Source organism: Microbacterium sp. AC215, from assembly GCF_979258645.1.
Genome location: NZ_OZ409869.1, coordinates 1894709 through 1920607, shown reverse-complemented (window position 1 = coordinate 1920607; position 25899 = coordinate 1894709). Strand labels below are relative to the sequence as shown.

Here is a 25899-nt window from a genome sequence, read left to right as displayed (position 1 = left end):
ACCGGGGCGGCACGGACTGCGACCGGAGCACCACGGAAGCCCGGAACAGGACCAAGGAAGAGTCATGACCCTCACGCATGAGCGCTCGGAGACGGCATCCGCGTCGTCGAACGACGCGAAGAGCCCGAAGACGGATGCCGCGGCTCGGCGTCCCTGGCGGCACCGCATCTCGCGGTTCGACCAGAACGCCTCCCCGTACTTCTACATCTCGCCGTTCTTCCTGCTCTTCGGGCTGGTCGGACTCTTCCCGCTGCTCTACACGGTGTGGGTGGCCGTGCACGAGTGGGACCTGCTCAAGGGGCAGGGCGAGTTCATCGGCGCCGGGAACTTCGTCGAGATCCTCGGCGACCCGATGTTCTGGAACTCGATCTTCAACACCCTGAGCATCTTCCTGCTGTCGGCGATCCCGCAGCTCGCGGTCGCCCTGGTGATCGCCTACCTCCTCGACCGCGGCCTGCGTGCCCCGACGTTCTGGCGCATGAGCGTTCTCATCCCGTTCGTCGTCACCCCCGTCGCCGTCGCCATCATCTTCTCGAGCATCTTCAACGAGGCCGACGGCCTCGCCAACAACCTGCTCAATCTGATCGGCATCGCCGACCAGGAGTGGAAGCACAACACGGCCCTGTCGCACCTCGCGATCGCCGTGATGGTGAACTTCCGCTGGACCGGCTACAACGCCCTCATCCTCCTCGCCGCCATGCAGGCGGTGCCGCGCGATCTCTACGAGTCGGCAGCCCTCGACGGAGCCGGCGCTGCTCGCCGGTTCTTCTCGATCACGATCCCCACGATCCGCCCGACGCTGATCTTCGTGATCATCACGGCGACGATCGGCGGTCTGCAGATCTTCGCCGAGCCCCGGCTGTTCGACGTCTCGACCGCGGGCGGCATCGGCGGCAGCGACCGGCAGTTCCAGACGACCGTGCTGTTCCTGTGGGAGCTCGCCTTCTTCCGCCGGGACCTCGGCGAAGCATCCGCCGTCGCCATCCTGCTGTTCCTGCTCATCGTCGGCATCGGCGTCATCAACTTCCTGATCTCCCGACGCATCTCGACCGGGGATGCTCCGAAGAGCCGCGCCGCGCGCCGACGAGCCCGCACCGCCGCTGCCGCCGCAGCCGCGACGGCCGCCGCCGGCACGACGATCGCCACCACGACCGAGGAGAATGCGCGATGACCGCCACCCAGGCGCTGAGCGTCCCCGAGAAGATCCGCCGCCGTCGAGGCGCCGTGGGCGGCAACGCCGGGATCGGCAGCCGCCCCGGCTTCCTCACCTACGGCCTGCTCGCCGCGTTCATCATCGGCAGCGTCTACCCGCTGTGGTGGTCGGTCGTCGTGGCGAGCGGCACGAACGCCACGCGTGGCGAAACCCTGCCGCTGATCCCCGGCGGCAACTTCTTCACCAACGCCGCCAAGGTGTTCGACGCGATCCCGTTCTGGCTCGCTCTGGGCAACTCGTTCCTCATCTCGGCGATCATCACGGTCTCGGTCGTCACGTTCTCGACGCTGGCCGGCTATGCCTTCGCCAAGCTGCGCTTCAAGGGCCGCGACGGACTGATGATCTTCGTGATCGCGACCATGGCGATCCCGACGCAGCTCGGCATCATCCCGCTGTTCATGCTGATGCGGGAGCTCGGCTGGACCGGATCGATCGGCGCGGTCATCGTGCCGACACTGGTCACCGCCTTCGGCGTCTTCTTCATGCGGCAGTACCTGGTCGACGTGATCCCGGACGAGCTGATCGAGGCGGCGCGGATGGACGGCGCGAACCAGTTCCGCACGTTCCTCACCGTCGGCATCCCCGCCGCTCGTCCTGCCATGGCGATCCTCGGCCTCTTCACCTTCATGACGGCGTGGACCGATTACCTCTGGCCGCTGATCGTGCTCTCCCCGCAGAACCCGACACTGCAGACGGCCCTCAGCCAGCTGCAGTCCGGCTACTACATCGACTACTCCATCGTGCTCGCCGGTGCGGTGCTCGCGACCCTTCCGCTGCTCGTCCTGTTCGTCGTGGCGGGCCGGCAGCTGGTCAGTGGCATCATGGCGGGCGCGGTGAAAGGATGACCCCTATGACCCGTGCCTTTCCCGAGAACTTCCTGTTCGGCGCCGCGACAGCGGCGTACCAGATCGAAGGGGCGGCTTTCGAAGACGGGCGCACCGCGTCGATCTGGGATGCCTTCAGCAGGGAGCCCGGCGCCGTGATCGGCGGCGACAACGGCGATGTGGCGTGCGACCACTACCACCGCTATCCGCAGGACGTCGCTCTGATGAAGGAGCTCGGGCTGCAGACCTACCGCTTCTCGACCTCGTGGTCGCGCGTCCGGCCCGACGGCGGCGCGGTCAACGCGAAGGGCGTCGACTTCTACGAGCGCCTGGTCGACGAGCTGCTCGCGAACGACATCCTGCCCTGGCTGACGCTCTATCACTGGGACATGCCGCAGGCGCTGCAGGAGACCGGCGGGTGGACCAACCGTGACACCGTCGGACGCTTCCTCGAGTACGCCGGCACGATGCACGACGCCCTGGGCGATCGGGTGAACGTGTGGACGACCCTGAACGAGCCGTGGTGCTCGTCGTTCCTCTCTTATACCGGCGGCGAGCACGCTCCGGGTCACACGAGCGTCGCCGAGGGTCTGCTCTCGGCGCACCACCTGCTGCTCGCCCACGGCGAGACGGTCCGTGAGCTGCGTGGCCGGGATGCGAGCCTGAATCTCGGCATCACGCTGAACCACACGGTCGCAGACCCCGCCGATCCGACCAACCCCGCAGACATCGACGCCGCGCGTCGCGTCGACGGCCAGTTCAACCGCTGGTTCCTCGACCCGATCTACCGGGGCGTGTACCCGGACGACATCATCCGGGACATCCGGTCGGTGGATGCCGATGCCGTCGCCCGCTTCACGGATGCCGTGCACGACGGCGACCTCGACGTCATCTCTCAGCGCATCGACACGCAGGGCGTCAACTACTACCACGGCGACTTCGTCTCGGGCACGGCTCCCGCCCCTGAGCGGACCCCGCTCAGCGGCGGGCCCGCCACCGACCGGGTCGGTCGGAGCCCGTATCCGTCGAGCGAGGGCATCCACCCCGTCGAACGCGGACTGCCCCGCACGGCGCAGAACTGGGAGGTGCAGCCCGAGGGGCTCACCCGTCTGCTGCAGCGCGTGTGGACCGAGTACGCCGAGCCCGCCGGAACCGTGCTGTACATGACCGAGAACGGTGCCGCCTATGACGACGTCGCGGTCGTCGAAGACGGTGAGACCCGCGTGCACGACGAGGACCGCACCGAGTTCCTGCGCCTGCACCTGGCCGCCGTGCTCGATGCGGCGGATGCCGGCGTCGACGTGCGCGGCTACTTCTACTGGTCGATGTTCGACAACTTCGAGTGGGCCTGGGGCTACGACAAGCGGTTCGGCATCGTGCGCGTCGACTACGACACCCAGGAGCGGAGTCTGAAGGACTCCGGTCGGGAGTACGCTCGGATCATCGCCGCTCGCGCTCTCTGACGCCGGGCGGCGTCACCAGGGAGCATCCGGCCTCGCCGCCGGACGGAGGGAGAGTCGTGTCGTCACGAGCGACCATCGAAGAGGTGGCATCGGCCGCCGGAGTCTCACGATCGACGGTGTCACGCGTCGTCAACGGGTCGACGGCGGTGAGTCCTGAAGCCCTCGAGTCGGTGAAGCGGGCCATCGAGGAGCTCAGCTACGTGCCCAACCGCGCGGCTCGCTCACTCGCGTCCCGACAGACCCACGCGATCGCCCTGATCGTGCCCGAGGACACCACGCGGTTCTTCGGAGATCCCTTCTTCGCGGCGATCGTCGCGGGCATCACGGGGGCGCTCCGGGGCTCGGACTACCTGCTCAACCTGCTGATCGCGAGCGACGACCCCGGCGACAAGATGACGAGCTTCGTGCGCAACGGCGGTGTGGACGGCGCGCTCATCGTCTCGCACCACACGAGCGACGCGTTCATCGACCGGGTCGCCGATGCCGTGCCCGTGGTCTGGGGCGGCAGGCCGGTGCGCATCCGCGAGGGCGACTACGTGGTCGACGTCGACAACGTCGCCGGCGCCCGCACCGCCACCCAGCACCTGATCGAGACCGGTCGCACGCGGATCGCCACGATCTCGGGGCCCATCACGATGGTCTCCTCCGTCGACCGTGTGCAGGGCTTCCGCGGGGCACTGGCCGATGCAGGGCTCTCGCCGTTCGCCGAGGAGGCCGGTGACTACAGCGAAGCCAGCGGAGCGGATGCCGCGCGCCGCATCCTCGCGGCGGGGCGTCCGGATGCGATCTTCGTCGCCAGCGACCTCATGGCCCGTGGCGCGCTCACGGCGCTGCGCTCGGCCGGCATCCGTGTTCCCGAGGACGTGGCGCTCGTCGGGTTCGACGACTCGTCGGTCGCGCTGAGCACCGACCCGCCGCTGACCACCATGCGGCAGCCCATGTACGCGCAGGGGGAGGCCATGGCCGGAGTGCTGCTCTCGCGCCTGGCCGGGCGCGACCCGGCGCACACGACGATCCTGCCGACCGAACTGGTGGTGCGCGCCTCGTCGTGACCTCGCGCGGGCCGGGATCGAACGGGTGCGACCGAAGAACACGGATGCGGACCATACGCCCCTCCAGGTCGGTCCGCATCCGTGGGTCTTCGGGCGATCAGCCGATCCGGTCCCGTGACCGCTGATCGATCGTCGCGGGCCACGACAGCGTCGCCCACGGGCCGTTGCGCTTGGGCATCACTGCCGTCGCGAAATCCGTCCACACCTCGCCGTACTTCTCGAACGACTCCGCGTCGAGGTTCCCGTCGCTCCAGTGCATGACCCGTCCGGCGATGTAGCTCAGGCCGAAATCGACCCATGACACGAACGACGGGCGGGTGTCGACGTTGATCCGGTGGATGATGCGGCGGGCCTCTGCGACGTCGGCGTATCCGAGCGCGACACCCCACGTCGTCATCGCCACGGCCTGACCGAGCGCATACGCGTCGAGAGTGCGCACATAGACATCGGGCGTCACGACATCTTTTCCGACTCGTCTGCGCACCTCGCGCTCGATGCGCTCGATGCCGGCCACGAACGGCAACGCGTCGCGCGCATCTCCGCCTTCGGCGACGATCCCCGCGAGCCACTCCCGCGTGGTCGGCACACGCCCGAGGGCGGTGTCCAGGTCGTTGCGGACAGCCAGACGGAGCATCCAGGCCTGACGTCGACGTCGCACGGTGCTGAGATGGTCGATCATGCCGAGCCAGTCGTCACGGGAGCGGATGCCCCACGTCTCGGCGACGAGCGCCCTGTCGTCAGGTCCCAGAGAGGGGGCCGTCGGGTCGTTCCAGGGCCCGGACGGGAGGGAGCTGATCTGCAGCAGGCCCAGCGCGATCTCGTTCGCCTCGGTGTCGGTGGTGGAGAACCGCTCGGATGGCGCGAGCCTCTGGGGACGCGTGAACCATGATGTCGGGCTCATCACACTCCTGAGGGTGGGGCCTGGGGCCGCTCATAGCTTGAACAGCTATTCAGTCGCTAATATATAGCCTCCGGGGGGAAATCCGAAGTCGTCCGATGCTGGGGAGCGGGACACCGATGGCACGTTCAGACGAACACAACCGGGCCGCGCGGGAGCGCGCCCGCGAAGCCATTCTCGAATCGGCCATCATCCTGTTCGCCGAACGTGGGGTCTCCGGCGCGAGCATCGCCGAGATCACCCGCCGCGCCGGGGTCGCGCAGGGACTCGTGAGCTACCACTTCGGCGGCAAGGACCAGCTCGTGGCCGCCGTGATCGACCGCTGGTACGAGGCGCTCTTCGCGATCCCGCAGGTCGAGGGGCCCGCCGACGTCCGGCTCGCCGGGATCATCGACGGTGCTCTCGCCGCCACCGGTTTCGCCCTCCCGGTGCAGCGAGCGGTGTTCGCGATGCAGCAGCAACCCAGCACCCACCGCATGTTCGCCGAGGCCGAGACCCGGTTCGCCGAGCAGGCGATCGCATCGGAGAACGCCGTCCGCGAGATCTTCCGCGAGAGGGGTGCCGCCGATCCTCCGCTCGAGGAGATCATGCTGCGCACCACCCTCGAGGGCGTCTTCATGAAGTACGCCGTCTACGGCGACACCTACCCGCTCGAAGACGCCCGACGCTGGGTGCGGCGTCTCTACGGCCTGCCCGAGCCCGAGGCGCCGCTTCCGCTGCAACTCGCGCCCCGGGATCCGGACGCGAGGACCAGGGCGGCGGGGGCTCTGCGCGACGAGGAGTGACCGAGCTGCGGCCGACCCTCCATCGCGGACGGCGTCAGCCCAGCTGCATCCGGGCGAAGGCCCCGAGCACCACGCGCTCGGACTGCACGAGGTAGCGCTCGAGCTCGGCCGCACCGGCCGCCGCACCGCGGGCGAGGAAGGTGTCGAGCACCGCGCGGTTCTTGCGCACGAACGGCTCGTGCAGCGAGCGAGGATCGTCGATCTTCAGGAACGCGAGTCTCAGCTCTGCCGCGAGGTCACGGTAGGTGCGGGCCAGACGGGGGCTGTCCGCGAGCGACACCAGGGCGACATGGAACGCCATGTTGGCGCTGCCCACCGCGCGCCACGTCTCGGCGTCGTCGAGGAGTGCGTCGTGCGCCGCGGCCTCGGCGGCGAGCACGGCCTCCTGCATCTGCTGGACCGCCGGATGCTCCGGCTCGGAGTGCAGGAGCGCGGTGCACTCGATGATGCGACGTGCGCGATAGATGTCGATCACGTCGGCGATCGACGGCGAGGCGACGGAGACGCCCCGGTGCGGCACGTGCTCGAGCAGACCCTGCTCGGAGAGGGCGCGGAACGCCTCGCGCAGCGTGTTGCGTGCCACGCCGAAGTGCTCCGCGATGGCCGATTCCGACAGTCGGGAACCGGGTGCGAACGCGCCGTCGATGATCTGCTGTCGGAGCGCATCGGCGAGCATGCCCTGCTGGTTCATGCCTTCATCGTAGGCGGCGGCCTGAGCGGATCGTTCGAGGAAGCATCTCCGCCATCACGCGAATGCAACTCCGCCGTAGCACAGCGGAAACAAAGTTGTTGAACAATATTGCTCGATCCGTTCTACACTGGGTGTCACTCGACACCCACCAACGACGATGGGAATCCCCCCGCAATGTCAGAGAACACCGCAGCCCCGCTGTCCGCCGAAGACGAAGTCCGGCTCTCCGCCGCCAAGAGACGCGCCGGCCGCAGCGCCGTGATCGGCGCCATCTTCCTGATGGCCACCAGCGCCATCGGTCCCGGGTTCATCACCCAGACGGCCACCTTCACCGCGACGATGGGGGCGGCCTTCGCGTTCGCGATCCTCGTCTCGATCCTCGTCGACATCGCCGTGCAGCTGAACGTGTGGCGCATGATCACCTCCTCCGGCATGCGCGCCGGGGAACTCGCCAACAGGGCCATCCCGTTCTCCGGGCACGTGATCGCCGTGCTCGTCGTCATCGGCGGCCTCGCGTTCAACATCGGCAACATCGCGGGTGGCGGCCTGGGCATGAACGCGCTGCTCGGCATCGATCCCAAGCTCGGCGGAGCGCTGACCGCCGCTCTCGCGATCATCATCTTCCTCATCAAGAAGGCCGGTCCGGTGATGGACATCGTGCTCGTCGTGCTCGGCATCGGCATGATCGTGATGACCGTGATCGTCGCGGTGATCGCCCAGCCGCCCATCGGCGAGGCGCTGCGCCAGACGTTCGCGCCGGACGAGCTCAACTTCGCCACGATCACCACGATTGTCGGCGGAACGGTCGGCGGATACATCACCTACTCGGGTGCCCACCGCTACCTCGACTCGGGTCACACCGGTCCCGAGCAGGCGGGTCCTGTGATGCGCGCCGCGGCGAACGGCATCCTCGTCACCGGCATCATGCGCTACGTGCTGTTCCTCGCGATCCTCGGCGTGGTCGCCTCGGGCGTCTCGCTCGACCTGTCGAGCCAGGCCGCGAACCCCGCGGGACAGGCCTTCGGCGCCGTGCTCGGCGACGCGGGACTCCGCATCTTCGGCGCGATCTTCTGGGCCGCCGCGATCAGCTCGGTGATCGGCGCGGCATACACGTCAGCGACCTTCCTCTCCACCTTCACGAAGAAGCTCCGGGGCGGGTGGCCGCTGCAGCTGGCCACCGTCGCCTTCATCGTCGTGTCGCTGATCGTCTACCTCTCGATCGGCACGGCGCCGGCCGCGATCCTCGTCTTCGTCGGCGGCTTCAACGGGCTCATCCTCCCCATCGGCCTCACGGTGTTCATGTACATCGGCTGGTTCCGCCGTGACCTGCTCGGCTCGAAGAAGTACCCGCTGTGGCTGCTCATCGCCGGCACGCTCGTGACGCTGCTGACCTGGTACATGGGCATCGTCTCGGTCGGCCCCATCTTCGCCTTCCTCGGAATCGGAGCGTGACCCCATGACATCGATCGACCTGAACTCCGACCTCGGCGAGAACGTCCCCGACCGGGTGGTCAGCGACGATGGAAGCATGCTGCGCCTCGTGACGAGCGCGAACGTGGCGTGCGGGTTCCACGCGGGCAGCCCCGAGGGCATCCGATCGACTCTCGAGAGCGCCGTGGCCGGAGGCGTCGTGATCGGCGCGCACCCCGGCTACCGCGACTACGAGAACTTCGGCCGCACGAAGGTCGAGATCGACTCGGCCACCCTGCAGGCGCACGTCGAGTACCAGCTCGGTGCCCTGATCGGTCTTGCCGCAGCCGTCGGTGGCACGGTCGCCTACGTCAAGCCGCACGGAGCGCTCTACAACACGATCGCCCGCGACGAGCGGCAGTCGAAGGACGTGGTGGCGGCGATCCGCGCGATCGACCCGAACCTCGTGCTGCTGGGTCTGGCCGGAGGCGTCGTGCTCGACGTCGCCGAGCGTGCGGGCCTGCAGATCGCGGCCGAGGCCTTCGCCGATCGGGCGTATCAGCCCGACGGCCAGCTCGTCTCACGAACCGAGGCGGGCTCGGTGCTGCACGACCCCGTCGCGGTCGCCGAGCGCATGGTGCGCCTCGCCGGCGAAGGAGTGATCCGCGCGATCGACGGCACCGACGTGCCCGTCAGCGCGCAGTCGATCTGCGTGCACGGCGACAGCCCCGGCTCGGTGGCCATGGCCGCCGAGACCAAGCGGATGCTGCAGGACGCCGGCATCACGATCGCACCGTTCGCGGGAGTCTGAGATGACCGTTCTCGCCACCCCCGACCAGCTCGCCGCCGCGCGGGCAGCGCGAGCCGCCATCCGGGCGGGGCACGCCGCGCCGACCAGCGGCGTCGCCGTCGGACTGACGCAGGCGAACCTCATCTCGGTGCCCGCGGACTGGGCCTTCGAGACGCTGCTCTTCGCGCAGCGCAACCCGAAGCCGTGCCCCGTGCTCGAGGTCATCGAACAGGGCGAGGTGGAATCGCGGCTCGCCCCGGGCAGCGACATCCGCACGGACATCGGCCGGTACCGCGTCTGGCGCGACGGCGAACTGGTCGACGAGGTCTCCGATGCGACCGAGGCGTGGGAGGAGCAACCCGACCTCGTCTCGTTCCTGATCGGATGCAGCTTCACGTTCGAGTCCGGGCTCGTGCAGGCGGGCATCCCGATCCGCCATCAGGAACTCGGACGCAACGTGCCGATGTACCGCACCGCAGTGCCCTGCACCCCCGCGGGCAGGCTGAGCGGCGAGATGGTCGTGTCGATGCGACCGATCCCCGCGCACCGCGTGGCCGATGCCGTGCAGATCTCCGGCCGCACCCCCGCCGTGCACGGAGCCCCGGTGCACATCGGCGACCCCGTATCGCTCGGCATCGCAGACCTCGCCCGCCCCGACTTCGGCGATGCCCCTGAGGTGCGCGAGGGCGAGGTGCCGGTGTTCTGGGCGTGCGGCGTCACGCCGCAGGCCGCCATCATGGCCTCGAAGCCGCCGTTCGCCATCACCCACGCGCCCGGCTACATGTTCATCACCGATGTCCCCGATGCGGAGTACCTGGTCTGATGCGCATCCTCACGGCATCCGACCACGCGCTTCTCGTCGAGGCGGCCGACCTCGACGAGGCGATGCGTCTGAACCTCGCGTGGGACGGCGTGCACGGCGTGGTCGAGCGCATCCCCGGCGCTCGCACGGTGCTCGTGCGGTTCGATCCGCTGGCGGTGTCGGCCGCCGATCTCGCCCGCGCGCTCGCCGCGACCGAGATCGACAGCGCTCATCTGCCGGCCACCGGTGAGGTCACCGTTCCGGTGCGGTACGACGGAGAGGACCTCGACGAGGCGGCATCCCTGCTGGGTGTCTCGGCATCCGAGCTCGTGAACCGCCACCTCGCCGCCGAGTGGACGGTCGCCTTCTCGGGCTTCGCCCCCGGCTTCGGGTATGTGGTGAGCAGTGATCCGCTGTTCGATGTGCCCCGCCGTTCGTCGCCCCGCACCCGTGTGCCGGCCGGATCCGTGGCCCTCGCCGGCCAGTTCACCGGCGTGTACCCGCGCGAGAGCCCCGGCGGATGGCAGCTCATCGGACGCACGGATGCCCTGATGTGGGACATCGATCGCGACCCTCCTGCGCTGCTGTCGCCCGGCACGACGGTGCGGTTCGAGCAGGTGCGGGCGCAGGCCGTGATGTCGGACAACGCAGACGATCGTGCCGACGCGCGGCGCGTCACCGAGCGAGACGCCGCCGCGAGCGCGACGGACCCGGGTTCTCCGGCGTCCCCGGCCGTCGAGGTCGTGCGTCCGTCGATGCAGCTGCTGGTGCAGGATGCCGGTCGTCCGGGATTCGCGGCGCTCGGCGTCTCAGCGTCCGGTGTCGCCGATCGCCGCGCCATGCGCGAGGCGAACCGCGCAGTGGGCAATGCGAGCGGCGCGGCGGTGCTCGAGAGCGTCGGCGGTGCCGTGCTGCGATTCCGGGGCGCCGGGGTCGCCGCTGTCACGGGCGCTGTCGGGACGCTCGACCTGATCGACGCGGACGGTGTGGCGCGTCGCATCGCCCATGGCGCGCCCTTCGCCACCGTCGAGGGCGACGAGCTCACGCTGGGGCATCCGACCAGCGGGCTGCGCTACGTCATCGCGGTCCGTGGCGGAGTGGCCGTCGACACGGCGCTCGACAGCCGCGCGAGCGACACCCTCGCCGGGCTCGGGCCCGATCCGCTGGCTGCCGGAGACGTGCTGCGCATAGGCGATTCCGCACGGCATCCCGTCGAGCCCGATGTCACCCCGCGCACACTGCCGGCATCCGGTGACGTCGTCGACCTCGAGATCACCCTCGGCCCTCGGGACGACTGGTTCACCCCCGCAGCGCTCTCGACGCTCGCCGGCCAGGAGTGGACCGTGACCCCGCGGTCGGACCGCGTCGGCATCCGGCTCGAGGGCGACAGGCCCCTCGCGCGCTCCGTCGGGGGCGAGCTGCCCAGCGAAGGAGCGGTCACCGGGGCGATCCAGGTGCCGCCTGACGGTCAGCCCGTGCTGTTCCTCCCGGATCACCCGCTCACCGGCGGGTATCCGATCGTCGGCGCCCTCACCGATCGCAGTCTCGACCTCGCCGCGCAGCTGCCGCCCGGCGTGCGCATCCGTTTCATCGTCAAGGAGACCTCATGACCAAGGTGCTGATCGCGAATCGCGGAGAGATCGCCGTGCGCGTCATCCGCGCCTGCGCCGAAGCCGGGTACACGTCGATCGCGGTCTACGCCGACCAGGATGCCGATGCGCTGCACGTGCGGCTCGCCGATGAGGCTGTCGGACTGGGGGGAGACACCGCTGCGACGACCTATCTCTCGATCGATGCGCTGCTGGACGCGGCCGGCACGAGCGGTGCGGATGCCGTGCACCCGGGCTACGGATTCCTCTCGGAGAGCGCGGAGTTCGCGCGGGCCGTCGAGGGTGCGGGCCTCATCTGGATCGGCCCGTCGCCCGACAGCATCGATGCGCTCGGCGACAAGATGACCGCGCGCCGGATCGCGCAGCGCGTCGGGGCCCCCCTGGCCGCCGGCACCGATCAGCCGCTTGCCGGCCCCGAGGAGGCCGTGGCCTTCGCCGAGGAGCACGGGCTTCCGATCGCGATCAAGGCGGCGTTCGGCGGAGGCGGCCGAGGGCTGAAGGTGGTGCATGAGCTGTCGGAGGTCGCGGATGCCTTCGAGGCCGCGACGCGCGAGGCCATCGCCGCCTTCGGGCGGGGGGAGTGCTTCGTCGAGCGCTTCCTCGAGAGCCCGCGCCACATCGAGGTCCAGGTGCTCGGTGACGGACTCGGCGGCGTCGTGGTCGTCGGCGATCGAGACTGCTCGATGCAGCGACGCAACCAGAAGCTCATCGAAGAGGCACCCGCGCCGGGCCTGTCGAGGGATCAGCGCACGCGGTTCCACGACGCGGCCAGGGCGATCTGCGCCGAGGTGCAGTACCGCGGCGCAGGAACCGTGGAGTTCCTCCTCGCGGCCGACGGCACGATCTCCTTCCTCGAGGTGAACACCCGACTCCAGGTGGAGCACCCCGTCACCGAAGAGGTCACCGGCACGGATCTCGTGCGCGAGCAGTTCCGCATCGCCTTCGGCGAGGGGATCTCGTTCACCGAGACGCCCGTGCCGACCGGGCACGCCTTCGAGTTCCGCATCAACGCCGAAGATCCGGGTCGCGGATTCCTGCCCAGCCCCGGTCGTGTCGAGTCCCTGCGGATCCCCGGCGGACCCGGTGTGCGCTGGGACAGCGGCATCGAGGCGGGCGACGTCGTTCAGCCCGCCTTCGACTCGATGATCGCGAAGCTCGTCGTGCATGCCGACAACCGCGACGCGGCCCTCGTGCGGGCGCGTCGGGCGCTGCGCGAGCTGGTCGTCGAGGGGCCGGCCACGGTCATCCCGTTCGATCTGCTGGCGCTCGACGACGAGGCGTTCGCCACTGAGACCTTCGCGGTGCACACCCAGTGGATCGAGAGCACCCTGCTGCCGCGCCTCGAGCCGCAACTGCGTCCCGCCCCCGCACCGGACGCCGCTCTCCAGCGCTTCCCCGTCGAGATCGACGGGCGCCGTGTCGTGCTCGGGCTCCCGATGGCGCTGCTCACGGGGCTCGGCGGCCTGGCGGATGCCGGAGGTGCGCCGCCCGCATCCGATCCGACCGAGCTGCGTGCTCCGGCACCGGGAACGCTCGTGCGGTGGCTCGCAGACGACGGGGCGAGCGTCGCCGAGGGCGATCCGATCGCGGTGCTCGACGCCATGAAGATGGAGACCACGGTCACCGCCCATCGTGCCGGCACGCTGTCGCACCGCGTGGAGCTCTCGGCCTCGGTCGCGCCCGACGCGGTGCTCGCCGTCATCGCCTGAGAGCTACCGCGCCCTGACCCAGAGATCCCGGATGCCGCCGCAGCGGCATCCGGGATCTTCGCGTTCGCGAGTCGAGCGTGATTACGCGGGGTCTCCGCCCAGCGGCCCCACGGCCTCGAGGGGGCGAGGGTCGTCGGCGCCGGTCTTGCGGGCGCGGGCGATGAGGTTGCCCACGTGGTAGATCAGCAGAGCCGCGACCGTGCCGAGCACGATGCCGCCGAAGGCGAAGTCGCCGAGCTGCATCGAGAAGCCGGCGACGCCGATCACGAGCGAGACGGCCGCGGTGTACTGGTTGACCGGTCGTGAGAAGTCGACCTTGCTGTCGACCCAGATCTTGATGCCGATGATGCCGATGAGACCGTAGAGCGCGGTGGTCGCACCGCCGAGCACACCGGCGGGGATCGAGTTGAAGACCTCGCCGACCTTCGGGGAGAACGCCAGCAGGATCGCGAAGAGACCGGCGACCCAGTAGACGGCGGTCGAGTAGACGCGGGTCGCGGCCATGACGCCGATGTTCTCGCCGTACGTCGTCGTGCCCGAACCGCCGAAACCACCGGCGATGGTCGTGGCGACCCCGTCGGCGATCAGCGCGCGACCGGTGTGCTTGTTGATCGCGGGGTCTTCGGTCATCGTCGCGACGCCGCGCACGTGCCCGACGTTCTCAGCGACGAGCACCAGGACGACCGGCAGGAACATCGCGATGGTCGACCAGGTGCCGGGAGCGACGAAGTCGGGAAGCTGGAACTCGGGCAGACCGACCCAGGGGGCGTCGGCGATGAGCTCCGCCGGCGTCTTGCCTCCGCGCAGCGCGTTGGGGACCTCGAACGAGCCCGTGAAGGCGGCGTAGATGAAGCCGACGGCGACGCCGAGGAAGATCGAGATGCGTCCGAGGAATCCGCGGAACAGCACCGCGAACAGGATGATCGCGACGAGCGTGATGGTCGCGGTCACGGGGTCGATCCGGAAGTTGTTCCACGCGGTGGGGGCGAGGTTGAAGCCGATCAGGGCGACGATCGCGCCGGCGACCACCGGGGGCATCAGAGCGTCGACCCAGCGGAGGCCGGCGAACTGCACGACCAGGCCGACGACCGTGAGCAGGATGCCGACCGCGACCACGCCCGCGAGGGCGGATCCGGTTCCGCCGGCTGCGACCGCGGCGGTGATCGGCGCGATGAACGCGAACGACGAGCCGAGGTAGCTGGGCAGCTGGTTCTTCGTGATCAGCAGGAAGATCAGGGTGCCGAGGCCGCTGAACAGCAGCGTCGTCGAGACCGGGAAGCCGGTCAGCGTCGGCACCAGGAACGTGGCTCCGAACATGGCGACGACGTGCTGGGCGCCGATCGCGATCGTGGCCGGCCAGTTCAGGCGCTCTTCGGGCTTGACGACGGCACCGGGTTCGACGGTGCGTCCGTTTCCGTGGGTCTTCCACAGGGGCATGCGGGCTCCTCAGGATCGGGGGGAGTGGGAGTGCTGGAGCAACACTACCGATTCCTGAGTGTTGGCTGGGTGCGCGGGGGACGGAGGGAGCGGCGGGGTCGCCGCGCGCTACGAAGGAGAACTCGCGCGATGAAGGGCCGCATCCGCAGATCGCCCCTTCGCTGGGTGAGATCTCCTTAGCAGCGAGTGGGAAATGGAGTGAGGGACGGGGGCGGTACCGGGCCTCAGGCCCCGAGGCGCTCGATGAGCTCGCGATACCGGGCGGCGGTGCGCTCGACGATGTCGTCGGGCAGCACGGGCGGTTCACCCTGCTTGTCCCAGTTCGCGGCCAGCCAGTCGCGCACGATCTGCTTGTCGAAGCTCGCCATGCGCTCGCTCGGCGTGGTTCCGGTGCGCCAGGCCTCGGCATCCCAGTACCGGGACGAGTCGCTCGTGAGCACCTCGTCGGCCAGGTGCAGGACGCCGTCGGCATCCGTCCCGAACTCGAACTTGGTGTCGGCGAGGATCAGGCCCTTCTCCTCGGCGATCGCGGCGGCGCGTGTGTAGAGCGAGATCGAGACGTCGCGCAGCTCGGCCGCGCGCTCGGCTCCGACGAGCTCGACGGTCTGCTCGAAGGTGATGTTCTCGTCGTGCTCGCCCATCGGCGCCTTGTAGGCCGGGGTGAACAGCGGTTCGGGCAGGCGGTCGCCGTTCTGCAGGCCGGCGGGCAGGGGGATGCCGCAGACGGTGCCGCTCTCGGTGTACTCGGCCCATCCGGATCCGGTGATGTAGCCGCGCACGACGCATTCGACCGGCAGCATCTCCAGCGACTGCGCGAGCATGGCGCGGTCGGCGACGCTCGCGGGGATCTCACCCTCGGCGAGGTGGTTGGGCACATCGTCGAGCTCGCTGAACCACCAGCGGCTGAGACGCGTGAGCAGCGCGCCCTTCTCGGGGATGCCGGGCGAGAGCACGAAGTCGAACGCGCTCACGCGATCGGACGCGACCACGAGGATGCGGGTGTCGGCGGCGTCGTCCGAGGCGTACAGGTCACGGACCTTGCCCGAGTAGATGTGGCGCCAGCCGGGGATGGTCTGCGCGTTGCTGTCCGAAGGTGTGCTCACCCGCCCATTATCCCGGGTCGACGTCGCCGGTGTCGTGTCAAGCCCTGGTGCGACCTCCGATGCATCGGCGAGGCTCGACGGAAGACGAACGGAGGAGTCATGACGAAGGATCTCTCCACGGGGGACCGGGTGAGCTGGAACACGTCGCAGGGGCGCACGCACGGCACCGTCGAGGAGAAGCGGACGAAGGACTTCCGGTTCGCCGGGCAGAGCTTCACCGCCTCCGACGATGATCCCGCCTACATCGTGAAGTCGGAGAAGAGCGGCGACACCGCGGCGCACAAGGGATCGGCTCTGCGCAAGCTGAGCAGCTGATGCTCGCGGGCACCGTCTTGTCGATGACGCGTGCCAGGCGTATAGTCCACATGGACTATTTCAAGCAGAACCATCTGGGGAGGGGCCGATGCAGCGATTGACCCCGATGGGCGTCATGGTGCTGGCGCTGCTGCGCGAAGGCGACATGCACCCCTACGAGATGGTGCGCCTGATGCGCGTGCGCCGCGACGAACGGCTGCTCGCCGTCACGAACGGGACGCTCTATCACACGGTCGGCCGACTCCAGCGGGCCGGTCTCATCGACGAGGTGGGCATCGACCGAGAGGGCAACCGCCCCGAACGCACCACCTACACGCTCACGGATGCCGGACGGGACGCGCTGATCGCCTGGCTGCGTCGCGAGCTGTCGATCATCGAGCGCCCGGCCGAGTTCCGCATCGCACTCGCCGAGGCTCACAATCTCGAGCGTCCCGACGTCATCGACCGCCTCCGCGAGCGCCGCTCCGCGCTCGCCGAAGGCCACGCGCTGCACCGTGACGGGCTGGTCGGCGCTCGCAGAAGGGGCGCCCCCGAGCAGGTGCTCGTCGAGTTCGAGCGCCAGGAGGTGCTGCTCGACGCCGAGCTGCGCTGGCTCGACTCGCTCCTCGATCGTCTCGAGGCCGAGGAGTTCCCCTGGGGGCCCACGGCTTTCGAGAACACCGACCGCTACCTCGCTCAGCGAAAGGCTGCACAGCAATGACCGATTCCCCCTCGACCGGAGGCCGGCCCACGGCATCCGGGTCATCCGGTCCCTCGACCGGCACCTTCGCCGCCGGGCATCGACCCGCGAGCCCCTGGCCCGCGCTCTGGGCGCTCGTCATCGGCTTCTTCATGATCCTCGTCGACACGACGATCGTCTCGGTCGCGAACCCCGCGATCAAGGCGGCGCTCGACCCGACCACCAACAACCTCGACAACGTCGTGTGGGTCACCAGCGCCTACCTGCTCGCCTACGCGGTGCCGCTGCTGATCACGGGCCGTCTCGGCGATCGGTTCGGCCCGAAGAACATCTACCTCATCGGCCTCGCGATCTTCACGCTCGCCTCGCTCTGGTGCGGGCTGTCGAACTCGCTCGAGATGCTGATCGCCGCTCGCGCCGTGCAGGGGCTCGGCGCCGCCTTCATGACGCCGCAGACCATGGCCGTGATCACCCGCACGTTCCCGCCCGAGCGCCGCGGCGCCGCCATGGGGCTGTGGGGTGCGACGGCCGGCGTCGCGACCCTCGTGGGACCGCTCGTCGGGGGCCTGCTCGTCGACGGCTTCGGCTGGGAGTGGATCTTCTTCGTGAACATCCCCGTCGGGATCGTCGCCTTCGTGCTCGCGTGGAGGCTCGTCCCGAAGCTGCAGACCAGTGCGCACCGGTTCGACATCCTGGGCGTCATCCTCAGCGCGGTGGCGCTGTTCCTCATCGTCTTCGGACTGCAGGAGGGCGAGAAGTTCGATTGGGGCGTGATCTGGGGACCGATCTCGGTGTGGAGCATCATCATCACCGGCCTCGTCGTGCTCGCGCTCTTCATCGTGCAGCAGGCGCGCACGCGCAGCGAGGCCCTGGTGCCTCTCGCACTGTTCCGCGACCGCAACTTCTCGGGGGCGAACGTCGCGATCGCCGCGGTCGGCTTCACCGTGACGAGCATGTCGCTGCCGATGATGTTCTTCCTGCAGACGGCGCGAGGGCTCACCCCGACGCAGGCCGCGCTGCTGCTGATCCCGATGGCCGTGCTGTCGGGCGTGCTCGCCCCGTTCGCCGGCAAGCTGCTCGACCGCATCGACCCGCGGATCATCCTCATCCCCGGTCTGCTCTGCGTGGTCGTCGCGCTCGTCTGGTATTCGGCCCTGATCAACATGGACACCGAGATCTGGATGTTCCTGCTGCCCTCGGCGCTCATGGGCGTCGGCAACGCCGGAATGTGGGGACCGCTCGCCACCACCGCGACGCGCAAGCTGCCTCCCCGCCAGGCCGGTGCTGGCGCGGGCATCTACAACACGACCCGCACCATCGGATCGGTCATCGGCTCGGCATCCATCGCCGCGTTCATGCAGTCGCGTCTCGAAGCGAACCTGCCGGGTCTCGCCGACGCACCCGCGGGGATCGAAGGCGGAGGATCGCTTCCTCCGCAGGTCGCCGAGGGATTCGCCGCCGGCATGTCGCAGGCGATCCTGCTGCCGGCGTGCGTGATGGTCATCGCTCTCGTGGCGTCGCTCTTCCTCGGTCGCTACGACAAGGCGGATGCCGCGGCATCCGCCCCCGCGGAGGCGCCCGCCCCCGCAGCGTGACCGGTCCGCCGGCGAGCCGGGTCGACTGCGCGATCGTGCAGCGGGCCCGGCTCTCCCGGTTTGCGGCCGTGACCGCGGATGTGATCTCATCGGGCGATGACGATCGAGCTCACGAGGCCCACCACCGACCTGTTCGACTCCTGGGCGGCTGCGGTCGCCGAGTTCGGTGACGGGCACGTCGACGGGTCGGGTCTGCAGGCGCCGGTCACCCCGGATCGGGCGACGCTGGACGCGCTGATCGAGAAGTCGGCGGTTCTCTCCGACACCTCCGCGCAGCTGCCCGAGGATGCCGTGCACAACGATCTGTACTGGATCGTGGATGACGGCGAGGTCGTCGGGTTCCTGTCCTTCCGTCACGAGCTCAACGAATGGCTGCGTGAGGCGGGCGGTCACATCGGCTACTCGGTGCGCGCCTCCCGTCGTCGCCAGGGCTACGCATCGGCCGCGCTGCGGCTCGGACTCGAGCGTGCCCGCGAGATCGGACTCGAGCGCGTGCTGGTCACGTGCGACGACGACAACCTCGGCTCCTACCGAACGATCGAGGGCGCCGGTGGCGTGCTGCAGGACGTCAGCGACCAGTCGGAGCGTGGACACGCCATGCTCCGGCGCTACTGGATCACGCTCTGACGCCGATCCGCGAAGCGCCTCCGGGACAGGGGTGCCGGTCGTCGCCGGTTAGGGTTGATGGTCGACGACCATCCCGGTGGCAGCATCCTGCCGCCCGTCCCCTCTGAGGAGCATCCGTCGTGATCCGAAATCCCACCTCTGCTTCCGCGCGCCTGCGCGCGCTCGGACGCACCGCCGGGGCGATGGCGCTCACGGCGTTCGTCGCCGTCGGAGCCCTGCTCGGCGGAGCCTCCGCCGCGACTGCGGCCGATGACTCCGAGACCTACGTCATCGGCACGGACACCACGTTCGCGCCGTTCGAGTTCACCTCTCCCGACGGTGAGCTCGTCGGCATCGACATGGACCTGCTGCGTGCGATCGCGAAGGACCAGGGCTTCGAGGTCGAGATCCGTCAGCTCGGATTCGACGCCGCCGTGCAGGCCTTGCAGGCGAACCAGGTCGACGCGGTCATGGCCGGGATGTCGATCACCGAGGAGCGCCAGGAGACGTTCGACTTCAGCGAGCCGTACTTCACCAGCGGCATCCAGCTCGGAGTGCTCGAGTCGAGCGACATCCAGTCGCTCGACGACCTCGACGGCGAGGCCGTGGCGGTCAAGACCGGCACGCAGGGCCAGACCTTCGCGGAGGAGAACCAGGACGAGTACGGCTTCCGCATCACGCCCTACCAGGACACCACCGACATGGTCGACGCTGTCAAGGCAGGCCAGGCCGTCGGCTACTTCGAGGACTTCCCGGTGCTCGCCTACGGGATCCAGCAGGGGTCGGGCTTCCGCCTGATCGGTGAGCCGGAGCTCGGCGGCGAGTACGGGTTCGCCGTCAACAAGGGGCAGAACCCCGAGCTGATCGAGATGTTCAACGAGGGTCTCGCGAATCTCCAGGCCTCCGGAGAGTACGACGAGATCGTCGACAGCTACCTCGCCGGCGGCGAGGAGACCACGCAGGCGACCGACATCTTCTCCGTCGCCGTGAAGTACTGGCCCGCTCTCATGGAGGGCCTCTGGCTCACGATCCTCGCGACGCTCGTCGCGATCGTGGCCGCATTCATCCTCGGCCTCATCTTCGGCTTCGGCCGCGTCTCGGCCTTCGCGCCGTTCCGCTGGGTGGCCACGGCCTACGTCTACGTCTTCCGCGGCACGCCGATCCTCGTGCAGGCGTTCTTCGTGTTCTTCGCCATCCCGCAGCTCTTTCCCGGGCTGACGTTCAACCCCTTCGTCGCCGGAGCCATCACGCTCTCGCTCAACACGGGTGCGTACATGACGGAGATCATCCGCGGTGGCATCCAGGCCGTCGATCCGGGCCAGGCCGAAGCGTCGCGTTCGCTCGGTCTCGGACACTGGAAGACGATGCAGAAGGTCGTGCTGCCTCAGGCGTTCCGCATCATGGTCCCCTCGTTCGTCAACCAGGGCATCATCACCCTCAAGGACACGTCGCTCATCAGCGTCATCGGCCTCGCAGAGCTGACCTTCGTGTCGCGTCAGATCATCGCCTCGACGTACTTGTCGGCGCAGGTGCTGACGATCGTCGCCATCATCTACTTCGTCGTGATCACGCTTCTGACGCTGCTCGCGAACCGCCTGGAGAGGAAGTTCACCGCATGAGCAAGATCGAGGTCAGAGACCTGCACAAGTCCTTCGGCGACAACCACGTGCTCAAGGGCATCGACCTCACGGTCGAGGACGGCGAAGTCGTCGCGGTCATCGGCCCGTCGGGGTCGGGGAAGTCGACCCTGCTGCGCTGCCTCAACAAGCTCGAGGAGCCCACGTCGGGCCACGTCATCGTCGACGGCGTCGACCTGACCGACAAGAGCGTCAAGCTCGACGAGGTGCGCCAGCGCATCGGCATGGTGTTCCAGCACTTCAACCTGTTCCCGCACATGACGGTGCTCGAGAACATCACTCTCGCTCCCGTCGAGCTCGGCAAGCTCTCGAAGGCCCAGGCGAAGGAGCGCGCTCTGGCTCTGCTCGACCGCGTGGGCCTGGCCGAGAAGGCCGATGCCAAGCCGGCATCCCTGTCGGGCGGTCAGAAGCAGCGCGTGGCGATCGCCCGCGCGCTCGCGATGGACCCCGAGATCATGCTGTTCGACGAGGCGACCAGCGCCCTCGACCCCGAGATGGTGGGCGAGGTGCTGCAGGTCATCCGCGACCTGGCGTCCGGCGGCATGACGATGGTGCTCGTGACGCACGAGATGGGCTTCGCCCGCGAGGTCTCGGGCCGCACGGTGTTCATGGACGCCGGAGTCGTCGTCGAGGAGGCGCCGCCCGCCGAGCTGTTCGGCGCGCCGAAGAACGAGCGGCTGAAGGACTTCCTCTCGAAGGTCCTCTGAGCGGTACTCCATGACGAAGGCCCCCATCCGGTTCCGGACGGGGGCCTTCGTTCGTGTCGGGTCAGGGCGTCGGAGTCGGCGTCGGCGCCGGATGCCGGCGGATCGTCGCGCTGACCAGCGCCGCTACCGCGCAGAGCCCGGCGGCGGCGAACCAGGCGAACGTGTACTGGCCGGTGTGGTCGCGCACCATGCCCGCGAGGAACGAGGCGATGCCGGCGCCGATCTGGTGCGCGGCGAACACCCAACCGAACACCAGAGGCCCTCGGTCTCCGAAGACCTCGCGACACAGCGCGATGGTCGGCGGAACAGTCGCCACCCAGTCGAGGCCGTAGATCACGATGAAGACGATGATGCTCGGCTGCACCTCGGCCGACAGCAGGCTCGGCAGGAAGAGCAGGCTCACGCCGCGCAGCGCGTAGTAGGCGGCCAACAGGATGCGGGGGTTCACCCGGTCGGTCAGCCACCCCGAGAACACGGTGCCGGCGATGTCGAAGATCCCGACGACGGCGAGCAGTCCGGCCGCGGTCGTCGTCGGCATCCCGTGGTCGTGCGCGCTGGGGATGAAGTGGGTGCCGATCAGGCCGTTGGTCGTGGCGCCGCAGATCGCGAACCCGATCGCGAGGGCCCAGAACGTCTTGGTGCGGGCGGCGTCGCGCAACGTGGTGAGGGCGAGGCGAGCGGCGCCCCACGCGTTGCCCTTCGGCCGCGCGGCCACGGTGACAGGGCCGGTGTCGCCGTAGCGGGTGACGCCGAGATCGCTCGGTCGGTTGCGCACGAAGATCCAGACCAGGGGGACGACCGCGAGAGCACCGCCAGCGATGATGAGAGATGCTCCGCGCCATCCGATGTCCTCGGCCGCCGCGGCGATCACGGGCAGGAAGATGAGCTGTCCGGTCGCGCTGCCCGCGGTGAGCACACCCGAGACCAGCCCGCGTCTGGTTGCGAACCAGGTGTCGGTGATCGTCGCAGCGAAGACCAGCGCCATGGACCCGGTGCCGAGCCCGATCAGCACACCCCACGTGAGTATGAGCTGCGCCGGGGTGGCCACGAAGACGCTCAGCGCGGCGCCGGCGCCGATCACGAACAGAGCGGTCACGGTCACCGCGCGGATGCCGAAGCGCTGCATCAGCGCGGCGGCGAAGGGAGCGGTGAGACCGAACAGCAGCAGGTTGACCGTGACGGCGAGGGAGAGCTCCGCGGTGGTCCAGCCGAACTCGTCCTGCAGGGGCAGCATCAGCACCCCGGGCGCGGCGCGGAATCCGGCGGCTCCGATCAGCGCGATCAGGGCCACGAGTGCGACGATCCAGGCGGGATGGATGCGGCGCTGCCGGAGTGCGGGTGTCGGGGTGCCGGTCGGCTCCTCGACCGATTCTGCGCTCACGCTGCGTCGCCTGACGTGAGGGCGAACGGCTCGCCGCCCATGCTGCGGCGGGTCCATCGCGTGCTGTCGGCGTCGAGTGGGGCGGCGCAGGTCGCGCACCAGTCGGCGGATGCCGTCGCCTCGCGGCAGCGACCGCAGCTGACGGTCAGGCCCCAGGACCCGTCAGGATCGGTCGTGCTCGTGAAGCGCGCGTAGGCGTGCAGGATCGGGAGGGTCTCGCGTCCGGCATCCGTGAGCCGATAGCCGGGGTCACCGTGTGCGACGAGACCCGCCTCGCCCATCGAGGCGAGGCGCCGGGCGAGCACAGAGTCGGCGGCGCCGGTCGCATCGCGCAGCTCGTCGAAGCGCGAGCGGCCGGAGAAGAGCTCCCGCAGGATCAGGAGGACCCACGGGTCGGCGAGCACATCGGCGGAGCGGGCGATCGGGCAGGTGGCTGTCGACCAGTCGGAGCGGAGCGGCATCCGACAACTTTCTTGAAGAAAGCTGGTGGTGTCAACAGTTCTCGGCCGAGTTGGCGGAGTACCTGCGCGAATCGGCAGGAAAGCGACGACGGGTCGGACTACTCCGCGACGCGGGCAGCGATGTCCGTGCGGAAGTGCGAGCCCTCGAGGGTGATGAGACCGATGGCCTCGTATGCCCGGTCACGCGCGGTGCGGAAGTCCGATCCCACGGCGACGACGTTGAGCACGCGGCCACCGGTGGCGATCAGCGACCCGCCGGGTGCGTCGGGGCTCGCGGTCGCCGCGTGCACGAGACGCACGCCCTCGACCGCCGCCGCATCGGAGAGGCCCTCGATCGGACGGCCGGTCTGCGGAGCCTCGGGGTAGCCCTCGCTCGCGAGCACCACGGTGATCGCGACGTCGTCGCTGAACACGGGCTCGGGCTGATCCTCGAGTGTGCCCGATGCCGCGGCGAGCAGCAGCTCCGACAGCGGGGTCACGAGACGCGGCAGCACGATCTGGGTCTCGGGGTCGCCGAAGCGGGCGTTGAACTCGATGACGCGCACGCCTGCAGGAGTGAGGATGAGGCCGGCGTACAGCAGGCCGATGAACGGCGTGCCCTCTTCGTCGAGCTGACGGATCACGGGCAGGGCGACGTCGCGGGTGACCTCCTCGACGAAGGCCTGCTCGCTGCCGAACTGTTCGGCGAGCCAGGGCAGCGGCGAGTAGGCGCCCATGCCGCCGGTGTTGGGGCCTTCGTCGCCGTCGAGCGCGCGCTTGAAGTCCTGGGCCGGGCTGAGCGCTCGGACGGTGTCGCCGTCGCTCAGGAAGAACAGCGAGACCTCGGGGCCCGAGAGGAACTCCTCGATCAGCACGGGACCGGACGGCAGGTAGTGCTCGGCATGAGCGAGAGCCTCGGCACGATCGGATGTCACGATGACACCCTTGCCGGCAGCGAGGCCGTCGGCCTTCACGACGTGCGGGGCGCCGAGGTCGTCGAACGCGGCCTCGACCTCTGCGGTGGTGGTGGCGCGCACTGCGCGACCGGTGGGGACACCGGCGGCATCCATGATGCGCTTCGCGAACGACTTGGACCCCTCGAGCTGGGCCGCGGCCTTGCCCGGGCCGAACACGGGAATTCCGTGGGCCCGGAGGGCATCGGCGACTCCGGCGACCAGAGGAGCCTCGGGGCCGACGACCACGAGATCGACCGCATGCTCGTTGGCGAAGGAGGTCACCGCGGCGCCGTCGAGCATGTCGAGGGTGACGGGGGTCGCATCCTGGGCGATGCCGGCGTTGCCGGGGGCGACGAAGATCTCGTGCTCCGCGGTCTCTGCTCGCAGAGCGAGGATGATCGCGTGCTCACGGGCACCGGAACCGAGGACGAGAATCTTCACCCGTCCAGACTACCGAGGCGGGGGCGCGGGTTTCGGCGGGTTCCCGGTCAGACGTCGATCGCCCGCTCGATCGACGGGTCCCACGGCAGAGTCCACCCGGCTGCATCGAACAGCGCATCGAGAACCATCGCCGTGAACCCCCACACGATCGTGCCGTCGATGTCGAACGCGGGCCCCTTCCACGTGCGTCCCATGCGGTGGATGGTCGACGTGTGCCGATTGGCGGGGTCGAGCAACTGCGCCACGGGGACGCGGAAGACCTCGACCGTCTCGGCGTGATCGACGGCGGCGACGCGCGACGGAGTGCGCCACCACCCGAGCACGGGGGTGACGACGTGGTTGCTGGCGGCGAGAGGAAGCTCGGGCAGCGTCGCGAGGATCTCGACGCCGACCGGGTCGAGTCCGGTCTCCTCCTCGGCTTCGCGCAGGGCGGTGGCGACGGCATCCGCATCCGTGTCCTCGGCCCGGCCGCCCGGGAAGGACACCTGGCCGGGGTGCGACGAGAGGGTCGCGGCCCGACGCTGCAGCAGTACATCGAGGTCGGCGGCGACAGTCGCCTCGTCGGTCCCGGCCGCGATACTGTCCAGCCGCCCGAACAGCACGAGCACGGATGCCGGATGCGCACCGTCACCGACCGCCGGGAACGGCTTCGCCCACGCATCACCGCGCCGCGTCGCCGCGATCAGCTCGGCTCGCGCGCCACGCAGGGTATCGGGATTCTGGCTCATCGCCTCGAGCCTATTCCTGTGCGCGCGGGCGGCGGGCGACTATCGGTCCGATCCAGGTCGCCGGCTAAGGAGATATCCGCGTGCGAAGGAGGGATTCGGGTGATCTGTCCTTCGGAAGCGCAGATCTCCGTCCGAGGCGCCCGCGCCTACGAGGCACCCCCCGCCTACGCCGCACCCGCCTCGGCGTACCCTTTCTCCATGCCCTCCAGGAAGATCGACATCATCGACGGACGCGCCGCCCTCGACGAGGTCAGGCGCGCGGATGCCGCAGGTGAGAAGCCGCAACGCGCTCCCCTCGCGACCGCCGTGCGCTACCTGCTGCAGCTGCTCGACGAGAAGGCCCCGGGCAACAGCGTCGAGGTGCGGGTGCCCCCGTTCGGCGCCGTGCAGGTGATCCAGGGCCCCCGTCACACCCGCGGCACCCCTCCGAATGTCGTCGAGATGGACCCGGCGACCTGGATCGCGGTCGCGACGGGCACGGAGCACTGGTCGGATGCGGCGGGCTCGGGGCGCGTGAGCGCTTCCGGAACCCGCGCCGATCTCTCGGACGTCCTGCCACTGCGCCCCTGACCCGTCGCACGGCTGAGTGCGCAGGAGGGGGAGCGACCCGCAGCCAACGGTGGGACA

At 69.3% G+C, this 25899-nt stretch carries 25 protein-coding genes; 17 read left to right on the top strand and 8 right to left on the bottom strand.

Going from position 1 to position 25899, the window contains the following annotated elements; genetic code table 11:
• Positions 1–64 precede the first annotated feature (64 nt).
• The 4 genes from ACZZZF_RS09345 to ACZZZF_RS09330 are packed head-to-tail and all read left to right on the top strand — an operon-like array spanning position 65 to position 4552.
• A complete protein-coding gene (locus ACZZZF_RS09345; protein WP_053098589.1) occupies positions 65–1171 on the top strand; it encodes a carbohydrate ABC transporter permease in 1107 nt (368 codons plus the stop codon).
• Entirely contained in the window at positions 1168–2058 is an 891-nt protein-coding gene (locus tag ACZZZF_RS09340; protein ID WP_053098590.1) for a carbohydrate ABC transporter permease, read from the top strand. Before ACZZZF_RS09345 ends, ACZZZF_RS09340 begins: the two co-directional genes overlap by 4 nt.
• A 5-nt stretch (positions 2059–2063) precedes the next feature.
• Positions 2064–3500, top strand: a complete 1437-nt coding sequence (locus ACZZZF_RS09335) for a GH1 family beta-glucosidase (protein WP_295103424.1) — start codon at positions 2064–2066, stop codon at positions 3498–3500.
• Between the two features lie 56 nt (positions 3501–3556).
• A complete protein-coding gene (locus ACZZZF_RS09330; protein ID WP_056276469.1) occupies positions 3557–4552 on the top strand; it encodes a LacI family DNA-binding transcriptional regulator in 996 nt (331 codons plus the stop codon).
• Positions 4553–4649: 97 nt separating this feature from the next.
• Here ACZZZF_RS09330 and ACZZZF_RS09325 read toward each other — a convergent pair whose 3' ends face one another.
• Positions 4650–5453: a DUF1266 domain-containing protein gene (locus ACZZZF_RS09325; RefSeq protein WP_072590624.1), complete on the bottom strand. Its 804-nt coding sequence runs from the start codon at positions 5451–5453 to the stop codon at positions 4650–4652.
• 116 nt (positions 5454–5569) lie between these two features.
• Here ACZZZF_RS09325 and ACZZZF_RS09320 point away from each other — a divergent pair, with 116 nt between their 5' ends.
• Entirely contained in the window at positions 5570–6235 is a 666-nt protein-coding gene (locus ACZZZF_RS09320; RefSeq protein ID WP_082297963.1) for a TetR/AcrR family transcriptional regulator, read from the top strand.
• 34 nt (positions 6236–6269) lie between these two features.
• Here the strand turns inward: ACZZZF_RS09320 and ACZZZF_RS09315 are convergent, their stop codons facing one another.
• Positions 6270–6926, bottom strand: a complete 657-nt coding sequence (locus ACZZZF_RS09315; RefSeq protein WP_053098594.1) for a GntR family transcriptional regulator — start codon at positions 6924–6926, stop codon at positions 6270–6272.
• Positions 6927–7100: 174 nt separating this feature from the next.
• Between ACZZZF_RS09315 and ACZZZF_RS09310 the strand changes: the two genes are divergently transcribed.
• The 5 genes from ACZZZF_RS09310 to ACZZZF_RS09290 are packed head-to-tail and all read left to right on the top strand — an operon-like array spanning position 7101 to position 13247.
• Positions 7101–8378, top strand: a complete 1278-nt coding sequence (locus ACZZZF_RS09310; protein ID WP_053098595.1) for an NRAMP family divalent metal transporter — start codon at positions 7101–7103, stop codon at positions 8376–8378.
• 4 nt (positions 8379–8382) lie between these two features.
• Positions 8383–9147: a LamB/YcsF family protein gene (locus ACZZZF_RS09305; protein WP_400340017.1), complete on the top strand. Its 765-nt coding sequence runs from the start codon at positions 8383–8385 to the stop codon at positions 9145–9147.
• A gap of 1 nt (position 9148) precedes the next feature.
• A complete protein-coding gene (locus tag ACZZZF_RS09300) occupies positions 9149–9949 on the top strand; it encodes a putative hydro-lyase (protein WP_463498068.1) in 801 nt (266 codons plus the stop codon).
• On the top strand, positions 9949–11538 hold the full coding sequence (locus ACZZZF_RS09295; RefSeq protein ID WP_463498066.1) for a 5-oxoprolinase subunit B/C family protein: 1590 nt from the start codon (positions 9949–9951) through the stop codon (positions 11536–11538). The genes ACZZZF_RS09300 and ACZZZF_RS09295 overlap by 1 nt, the downstream gene beginning before the upstream one ends.
• Entirely contained in the window at positions 11535–13247 is a 1713-nt protein-coding gene (locus ACZZZF_RS09290; protein ID WP_463498064.1) for an acetyl/propionyl/methylcrotonyl-CoA carboxylase subunit alpha, read from the top strand. The genes ACZZZF_RS09295 and ACZZZF_RS09290 overlap by 4 nt, the downstream gene beginning before the upstream one ends.
• An 81-nt stretch (positions 13248–13328) precedes the next feature.
• Here ACZZZF_RS09290 and ACZZZF_RS09285 read toward each other — a convergent pair whose 3' ends face one another.
• Together ACZZZF_RS09285 and ACZZZF_RS09280 are read right to left on the bottom strand one after the other, a co-directional pair.
• Positions 13329–14684, bottom strand: a complete 1356-nt coding sequence (locus ACZZZF_RS09285) for a uracil-xanthine permease family protein (protein WP_056276489.1) — start codon at positions 14682–14684, stop codon at positions 13329–13331.
• A 224-nt stretch (positions 14685–14908) separates the two neighbouring features.
• Positions 14909–15787, bottom strand: coding sequence for a phosphoribosylaminoimidazolesuccinocarboxamide synthase (locus ACZZZF_RS09280; RefSeq protein WP_056276492.1), 879 nt, complete (start codon positions 15785–15787; stop codon positions 14909–14911).
• 99 nt (positions 15788–15886) lie between these two features.
• On the opposite strand from ACZZZF_RS09280, the gene ACZZZF_RS09275 reads away from it, so the two are divergent.
• From ACZZZF_RS09275 to ACZZZF_RS09250, 6 genes are all read left to right on the top strand, one after another.
• A complete protein-coding gene (locus tag ACZZZF_RS09275) occupies positions 15887–16102 on the top strand; it encodes a hypervirulence associated TUDOR domain-containing protein (protein ID WP_072590630.1) in 216 nt (71 codons plus the stop codon).
• An 88-nt stretch (positions 16103–16190) separates the two neighbouring features.
• On the top strand, positions 16191–16802 hold the full coding sequence (locus ACZZZF_RS09270; RefSeq protein ID WP_053098603.1) for a PadR family transcriptional regulator: 612 nt from the start codon (positions 16191–16193) through the stop codon (positions 16800–16802).
• Positions 16799–18376, top strand: a complete 1578-nt coding sequence (locus ACZZZF_RS09265; protein ID WP_056276494.1) for a DHA2 family efflux MFS transporter permease subunit — start codon at positions 16799–16801, stop codon at positions 18374–18376. The genes ACZZZF_RS09270 and ACZZZF_RS09265 overlap by 4 nt, the downstream gene beginning before the upstream one ends.
• Positions 18377–18472: 96 nt before the next feature.
• The gene (locus tag ACZZZF_RS09260; RefSeq protein ID WP_463498062.1) at positions 18473–19003 is read left to right on the top strand and encodes a GNAT family N-acetyltransferase; all 531 of its coding nucleotides are present in this window, start codon (positions 18473–18475) and stop codon (positions 19001–19003) included.
• Positions 19004–19122: 119 nt separating this feature from the next.
• Entirely contained in the window at positions 19123–20601 is a 1479-nt protein-coding gene (locus ACZZZF_RS09255) for an amino acid ABC transporter substrate-binding protein/permease (protein ID WP_072590633.1), read from the top strand.
• Positions 20598–21326, top strand: a complete 729-nt coding sequence (locus ACZZZF_RS09250) for an amino acid ABC transporter ATP-binding protein (protein WP_056276496.1) — start codon at positions 20598–20600, stop codon at positions 21324–21326. The genes ACZZZF_RS09255 and ACZZZF_RS09250 overlap by 4 nt, the downstream gene beginning before the upstream one ends.
• Positions 21327–21387: 61 nt before the next feature.
• Here the strand turns inward: ACZZZF_RS09250 and ACZZZF_RS09245 are convergent, their stop codons facing one another.
• From ACZZZF_RS09245 to ACZZZF_RS09230, 4 genes are all read right to left on the bottom strand, one after another.
• Positions 21388–22707, bottom strand: coding sequence for an MFS transporter (locus tag ACZZZF_RS09245; protein ID WP_463498060.1), 1320 nt, complete (start codon positions 22705–22707; stop codon positions 21388–21390).
• Entirely contained in the window at positions 22704–23168 is a 465-nt protein-coding gene (locus ACZZZF_RS09240) for a winged helix-turn-helix transcriptional regulator (protein WP_463498058.1), read from the bottom strand. Before ACZZZF_RS09240 ends, ACZZZF_RS09245 begins: the two co-directional genes overlap by 4 nt.
• A gap of 98 nt (positions 23169–23266) precedes the next feature.
• Positions 23267–24544 carry a phosphoribosylamine--glycine ligase gene (gene purD / locus ACZZZF_RS09235; protein ID WP_463498057.1) on the bottom strand — a complete coding sequence of 426 codons (1278 nt, stop codon included), beginning with the start codon at positions 24542–24544 and terminating at the stop codon, positions 23267–23269.
• Positions 24545–24591: 47 nt separating this feature from the next.
• The gene (locus tag ACZZZF_RS09230; RefSeq protein WP_463498055.1) at positions 24592–25272 is read right to left on the bottom strand and encodes an NUDIX hydrolase; all 681 of its coding nucleotides are present in this window, start codon (positions 25270–25272) and stop codon (positions 24592–24594) included.
• A gap of 198 nt (positions 25273–25470) precedes the next feature.
• On the opposite strand from ACZZZF_RS09230, the gene ACZZZF_RS09225 reads away from it, so the two are divergent.
• Positions 25471–25842 (top strand): sterol carrier family protein, encoded by a 372-nt coding sequence (locus tag ACZZZF_RS09225; RefSeq protein ID WP_053098611.1) that lies wholly within the window; start codon positions 25471–25473, stop codon positions 25840–25842.
• Positions 25843–25899: the final 57 nt, after the last annotated feature.